Origin of the sequence: Xanthomonas sp. LMG 12462 (genome assembly GCF_009192885.1) — a bacterium.
GTDB classification, from domain to species: Bacteria; Pseudomonadota; Gammaproteobacteria; order Xanthomonadales; family Xanthomonadaceae; genus Xanthomonas_A; species Xanthomonas_A sontii.
Window position 1 is genome coordinate 1 of the sequence record NZ_NMPP01000093.1, and the last position, 5,932, is coordinate 5,932.

Annotated in this window: 3 protein-coding genes; 2 read left to right on the forward strand and 1 reads right to left on the reverse strand. The window is 70.6% G+C overall.

Annotated features, from left to right (window positions below; genetic code table 11):
• Positions 1-346 precede the first annotated feature (346 nt).
• Entirely contained in the window at positions 347-4,483 is a 4,137-nt protein-coding gene (gene hrpA, locus CEK69_RS19620) for an ATP-dependent RNA helicase HrpA (RefSeq protein ID WP_152247484.1), read from the reverse strand.
• Positions 4,484-4,576: 93 nt separating this feature from the next.
• Here hrpA and CEK69_RS19625 point away from each other — a divergent pair, with 93 nt between their 5' ends.
• Together CEK69_RS19625 and CEK69_RS19630 are read left to right on the forward strand one after the other, a co-directional pair.
• Positions 4,577-5,143, forward strand: a complete 567-nt coding sequence (locus CEK69_RS19625; RefSeq protein ID WP_010344296.1) for a Dps family protein — start codon at positions 4,577-4,579, stop codon at positions 5,141-5,143.
• A 248-nt stretch (positions 5,144-5,391) separates the two neighbouring features.
• On the forward strand, positions 5,392-5,932 hold a 541-nt coding region (locus tag CEK69_RS19630; RefSeq protein ID WP_152247486.1), incomplete at its 3' end, for a RecQ family ATP-dependent DNA helicase.

Below are 5,932 nucleotides of genomic sequence, written 5' to 3' on the forward strand. Positions count from 1 at the left end.
GCAGGAGCAGCTTCAGCCGCGACGCATGACGCCACGATGGGCGCGGCTGAAGCCGCTCCTGCGACACAACAAGACGCGACTGCGTTGGTGCGTAGCACCAACACCACGCGCCATTGCAGAGCAGATCGCTTGACCGTCCAAGCGGCGCATCCCCGTTGTGGGAGGGGCTTCAGCCCCGACGCCTGCCGCTGAACGCGTCGGGACTGAAGTCCCTCCCACAAGAATGCTGCTCACGCGGGTGGTGCGGGAACAGCGCGGAAATCTCACACCCAATCCCGCGCGCTCTTCGGCAGCCGTAGGCTGTCCATCCCCACTCCCGGCTTTTCCACAGCCGAACGGCTGGTAATCACCGCAGCAGAGCCACCCGCTGCGCCAGCTTCTTGGCCGAGATGCCGGCGCGGGCGCCCAGTTCCTGGGCGAACAGCGACACCCGCAGTTCTTCCAGGTCCCAGCGCAGCGCTTGCCACTCCGGTGTGTCGCCACGACCGGCCGCGGCCGCGTCGGCCAGTGCGTCGACGAACGGCTTCAGCTCCAGCATCCGCGCCTGGTCGCGCGCCGGATCGCGTTTGGCGCGTTCGGCGCGCAGGATCATCGCGCGCAGGTAGCGCGGGAACTGCGCCAGGGCAGTGGCCGAGGTCTCGCGCAGGAAGCCCGGATGCAGCAAGGCCGCCAGTTGCGCGCGCAGGTCGTCGAGGTTGCCGCTGGCCCAGCCCATCAGCGGCGATTCCAGTTGCGGTTTCAGTTCCGCCGCCGCGCCCATGATCGCCTCGGCCAGCTTCAGCCGCTCCATCGCCTCGCCGAACAGCTGCCTGGCGGCGGCGTCGCGACGCTGGGCAAAACTGTCCGCGTCGTGGATCGCCTCCAGCCCCTGCTCCAGCAGCGCGTTCAACGCCGCTTCCACCAGGTCGCCGCGCAGGCGTTCCTGCGATTCGATCGCCGCGTACAACAGCCCGGTCTTGGGCGATACCGGCAACTGCTTGCGCGCCTGCTTGACCTTGTCGGCCAGGGCGATCTCCAGCAGCCGACGCACGCCGCGCGGATGCGCCGCCTCGGCCTGCGCACGGTCGGCGAAGATGCGCAGGGCGGCGTTGTCGCCCTCGTCCACCAACGCCGGATACGCCGGTACACCGGCTTCGCCCGGCACCTGCAGCGGGATCGGCGTCGCCGGGAACTCGCGCAGCCCGGTCGCGGCCATGGCGCGGCCGGCGCGCGCGGCGAAGGCCTGCCCGGCACGTTCGCCGAAGCGCGCGCGCAGCGCGTCCAGGTCGCGCGATTCGGCCAGCACCTTGCCGGCCTCGTCGCGCAGGCGCAGGTTCATGCGCAGATGCGGCTCCAGCGTGCTCTCGTCGAACTCCAGCGCACTCAGCGGCACGCCGGTGGCGCGCTGCAGGAACCGCGCCAGCTCGCCACGGATGTCGTCGGCACTGGGCTGCGGGAAGGCCTCGTAGAACGCACGCGCGAAGTCCGGCGCCGGCACGTAGTTGCGGCGCAGCGCCTTGGGCAAGCTGCGGATCAGCGCCGCCGCCTTGTCGGTGACGAAGCCCGGCGCCAGCCACGACAGCCGCGTCGGGTCCAGCGCGTTGAGCAGGTGCACCGGCACCTCCAGGGTCACGCCGTCGTCGGCCGCGCCGGGTTCGAAGCGGTAGTGCAGCGGCAGCCGCGCATCGCCCAGCGGGAAATACGTGGGATAGCGCTCGGCGGCGCTGCCCTCGCCCGGCAACAGGTCGGCCAGCGACCAGTGCAGCGCGCGCCGCTGCTCCGGTGCCAGCGCCTTCCACCAGGCGTCCAGGCCGGAAGCGGAATGGATCTCGCCGGGAATCCGGTCCAGATACCAGCGCGCCTGCCAGTCCTCGTCGGCGACGATGCCGGCGCGACGCAGCTTGGCCTCCTCCTCGTGCGCCTGCGCCAGCACCTTCTGGTTGTCGGCGACGAAGCTGGCGCGGGTGTTGATCTCGCCCGGCACCAGGCCCTGGCGCACGAACAGCTCGTGCGCACCGGGCGGATCGATGCGGCCGTAGTGGACCGGCTTCTTCGGCGCCAGCACCAGCCCGAACAGGCTGATCTGCTCGGAGGCCAGCACCTGCCCCTGCGCGCGCGACCAGTGCGGATCGAAATGCTTGCGCGCCAGCAGGTGCGGCAACTCGGCGATCACCCAATCCGGCTCGATCGCCGCGTTGGTCAGGCCCCACACCTTCTGCGTGTCCAGCAGCGTCGCCGGCAGCACCCACGGCGGCGGCTTGCGGGCAAGCGCCGAACCGGGGAACAGCAGGAAGCGGCGCTGCCGCGGCGCCAGGAAATCGCCCTTCTCGGTGCGATGGCCGACCTGGGTCGGCAGACCGGCCAGCAAGGCGCGGTGCAGCGCCTGGTAGGCGGCGGCACGCTCGCGTTCGCTGGCACGCGGCGCCTCCCCGGCCTCGGCGGACGCCGGTGGCGGGGGCGGAGCCGCAGGTGCGGGCGTGGCCGGCGTACCGGTGCCGCGGCCTTCGCGGGCCAGCCGCGCAGCGCGGTGCAACTGCCCGCGGGTCGCACGCGCCGCGGTCTCGGCATCGCGCGCCGGCGCGGGCGTGGCGGCGCCGGCCAGCAGGGGCCGCAGGGAGGCCTCCGCCGGCTCCTCGGTCCAGCCCAGCTCCGCGCACAGCAGATGCAGTTGGCGGTGCAGTTCGCGCCACTCGCGCATGCGCAGGAAACCGAGGAAATGCCGGCCGCACCAGTCGCGCAGCTTGGACTGGGTCAGGTCCTCGTGCGCCTGCCGGTAGCCGTCCCACAGGCGCAGGATGCCGACGAATTCCGAGCGCGCATCGGCGAACTTGGCATGCGCGTTGTCGGCGGCCTCGCGCGCCTCCGGCGGGCGCTCGCGCGGGTCCTGGATGCCCAGGAACGCGGCGATCACCAGCATCGGTCGCAGGCAGCCGTGCTGCTGCGCCGCCACCAGCATCCGCGCCAGTTTCACGTCCACCGGCAGCCGCGCCATCTTGCGGCCGATCTCGGTCAGCTTGCGCAGGCCATGGCGGTCCGGCTCGCCGACCGCCCCCAGCTCCACCAGTTGCTGCCAGCCATCGGCCACCGCACGCTCGTCCGGCGGCTCCAGGAACGGGAAATCCTCGATCCGTCCCAGCCCCAGTTGCAACATGCGCAGGATCACCCCGGCCAGGCTGGAGCGGCGGATCTCCGGATCGGTGAACGCCGGCCGCGCCGTAAAATCCGCCTCGGCGTACAGCCGGTAGCAGATGCCCTCGGCGATGCGGCCGCAACGGCCCTTGCGCTGGTTGGCGCTGGCCTGCGAGATCGGCTCGATGTGCAGGCGGTCGAGCTTCTGCCGCGGGCTGTAGCGCTTGACCCGGGCATAGCCGGGATCGACCACGTAGCGGATGCGCGGCACCGTCAGCGAGGTCTCGGCGACGTTGGTGGCCAGCACCAGACGCCGCTTTGGGCCTGGGTTGAACACCCGGTCCTGGTCGGCGTTGGAGAGCCGCGCGTACAGCGGCAGCACCTCGGTCTCGCGGTACTTGCGCCGTTCCAGCGCATGGTGCGCATCGCGGATCTCGCGTTCGCCGGGCAGGAACACCAGCACGTCGCCGCGCGGATCCAGCCGGGTGATTTCGTCGATCGCCGCCACGATCGCCTGGTTGACCGTGCGGTCGCCGGCGTTGTCGCCACTCTCGGCGTCGGCCTCCTCGCCGCCCGCCTCCTCCAGCGGCCTGTAGCGCACTTCCACCGGATAGGTGCGGCCTTCCACGCTGATCACCGGCGCATCGTCGAAATGCGCGGCGAAGCGCGCGGTGTCGATCGTCGCCGAGGTCACGATGACCTTCAGATCCGGGCGCTTGCGCAGCAACTGCTTCAGATAGCCGAGCAGGAAATCGATGTTGAGGCTGCGCTCGTGCGCCTCGTCGACGATGATCGTGTCGTAGCCGGACAGCCAGCGGTCGCTGGCGATCTCGGCCAGCAGGATGCCGTCGGTCATGAACTTGATCCGGGTCTGCTCGCCGACGCGGTCGTTGAAGCGCACCTGGAAGCCCACCGTCTCGCCCACGGGCGTGCGCAGCTCCTCGGCCACGCGGCTGGCCACCGCGCGCGCGGCGATGCGCCGCGGCTGGGTGCAGCCGATCATGCCGGCGGCGCCGCGCCCGGCGGCCAGGCACAGCTTCGGCAACTGCGTGGTCTTGCCCGAACCGGTCTCGCCGGCGATCACCACCACCTGGTGCTCGCGGATCAGCGCGACGATGCGCTCGGCCTCGCGCGCGATCGGCAGCTGCGGATCCAGGGTGATCGCCGGCTGCTGCGCCGCGCGCGCGGCGCAACGCGCCTGCGACGCCTGCAGCGCCTGCTCGAACGCCGTCTCCAGCGCGGCATTGCCGGGCGCGGCCTGCCAGCGCGACCATAGGCCCAGCAGGCGGCCACGGTCGCGGGTCAGCGCGCCGTCGATCGCGGCGCGGCGTTCGCGCAGGCGTGCCGGCACGGAAGGTTTTTCGATAGCGTTCATCAATCGGATGCCATTGAACGTTGAATCACAGCACATGCTTTAGTCTGTCTATTGTGACGCCATCTCGTCTGTAACCCCCAAAGAGGAACTCCCATGGCCAAGAACAAGACCCCCGGCAAGACCAAGAACGCCGCCAGCAAGGCCGTCGCCGGCCAGCCGCTGGCCGGCCTGGCGCCGTCCGCGCCCAACATCGATATCGGGATCGGCGGCGGCGATCGCAAGAAGATCGCCGACGGCCTGTCGCACTACATGGCCGACGCCTTCACCCTGTACCTGAAGACCCACAACTTCCACTGGAACGTGACCGGGTCGATGTTCAACTCGCTGCACCTGATGTTCGAGACCCAGTACACCGAGCAGTGGGCGGCGCTGGACGACGTCGCCGAGCGCATCCGCGCCCTGGGCTTCAACGCCCCGGGCTCCTACAAGGAATACGCCGCGCTGACCTCGATCCCGGAAGAGGAAGGCCTCAGCGACAGCGCCGACTGGCGCGAAATGGTGCGCCAGCTGGTGGTCGGCAACGAAGCGGTGTGCCGCACCGCGCGCAAGGTGCTCAAGACCGCCGACGACGCCGGCGACGACCCGTCGGTGGACCTGCTGACCCAGCGCCTGCAGACCCACGAGAAGTACGCCTGGATGCTGCGCTCGCTGCTGCAGTAAGGGATTCCGCCCTGCCTGCCTGGCAGGCAGGGCGCGCCGCCCGCGCGCCTTCGCGCGGAGCGAGACGTTGGCTGGGTGCACTGTGGGAGGGACTTCAGTCCCGACGCCTTTCGATCTCGGCCCCGGCAGGCTTCGTCTGCCGCGACCGCAAGACCGTCGCCACCTACAGACCAGCGCGCGTTCGCCTGACACGCGCTTGCGCACACCAGGAAGCCAACCGCCCTTGCGCGGCGCGGTATCCTACACAGATGTCTTCCCCCGCCCACGCCTTGCTCAGCCGCGTCTTCGGCTACGACCAGTTCCGCGGCCTGCAACAGGACATCGTCGAACACGTCGCCGCCGGCCACGACGCGCTGGTGCTGATGCCCACCGGCGGCGGCAAGTCGCTGTGCTACCAGATTCCCTCGCTGCTGCGCGACGGCACCGGCATCGTCATCTCGCCGCTGATCGCGCTGATGCAGGACCAGGTCGAGGCGCTGCGCCAGCTCGGCGTGCGTGCCGAATACCTCAATTCCACCCTGGACGGCGAGACCGCGCAGCGGGTCGAGCGCGCCCTGCTGGCCGGCGAACTGGACCTGCTTTACGTCGCTCCCGAACGGCTGCTGACCCCGCGTTTCCTGTCGCTGATCGAGCGCAGCCGCATCGCCCTGTTCGCCATCGACGAGGCGCACTGCGTATCGCAATGGGGCCACGACTTCCGCCCCGAATACCGCCAGCTCACCGTGCTGCACGAGCGCTGGCCGCAGACCCCGCGCATCGCCCTCACCGCCACCGCCGATCCGCCGACCC

Bases quoted from the DNA above. Each gene is read 5' to 3' on its own strand.
- hrpA (WP_152247484.1), bottom strand. From the start codon at position 4,483: ATGAACGCTATCGAAAAACCTTCCGTGCCGGCACGCCTGCGCGAACGC.
- CEK69_RS19625 (WP_010344296.1), top strand. From the start codon at position 4,577: ATGGCCAAGAACAAGACCCCCGGCAAGACCAAGAACGCCGCCAGCAAG.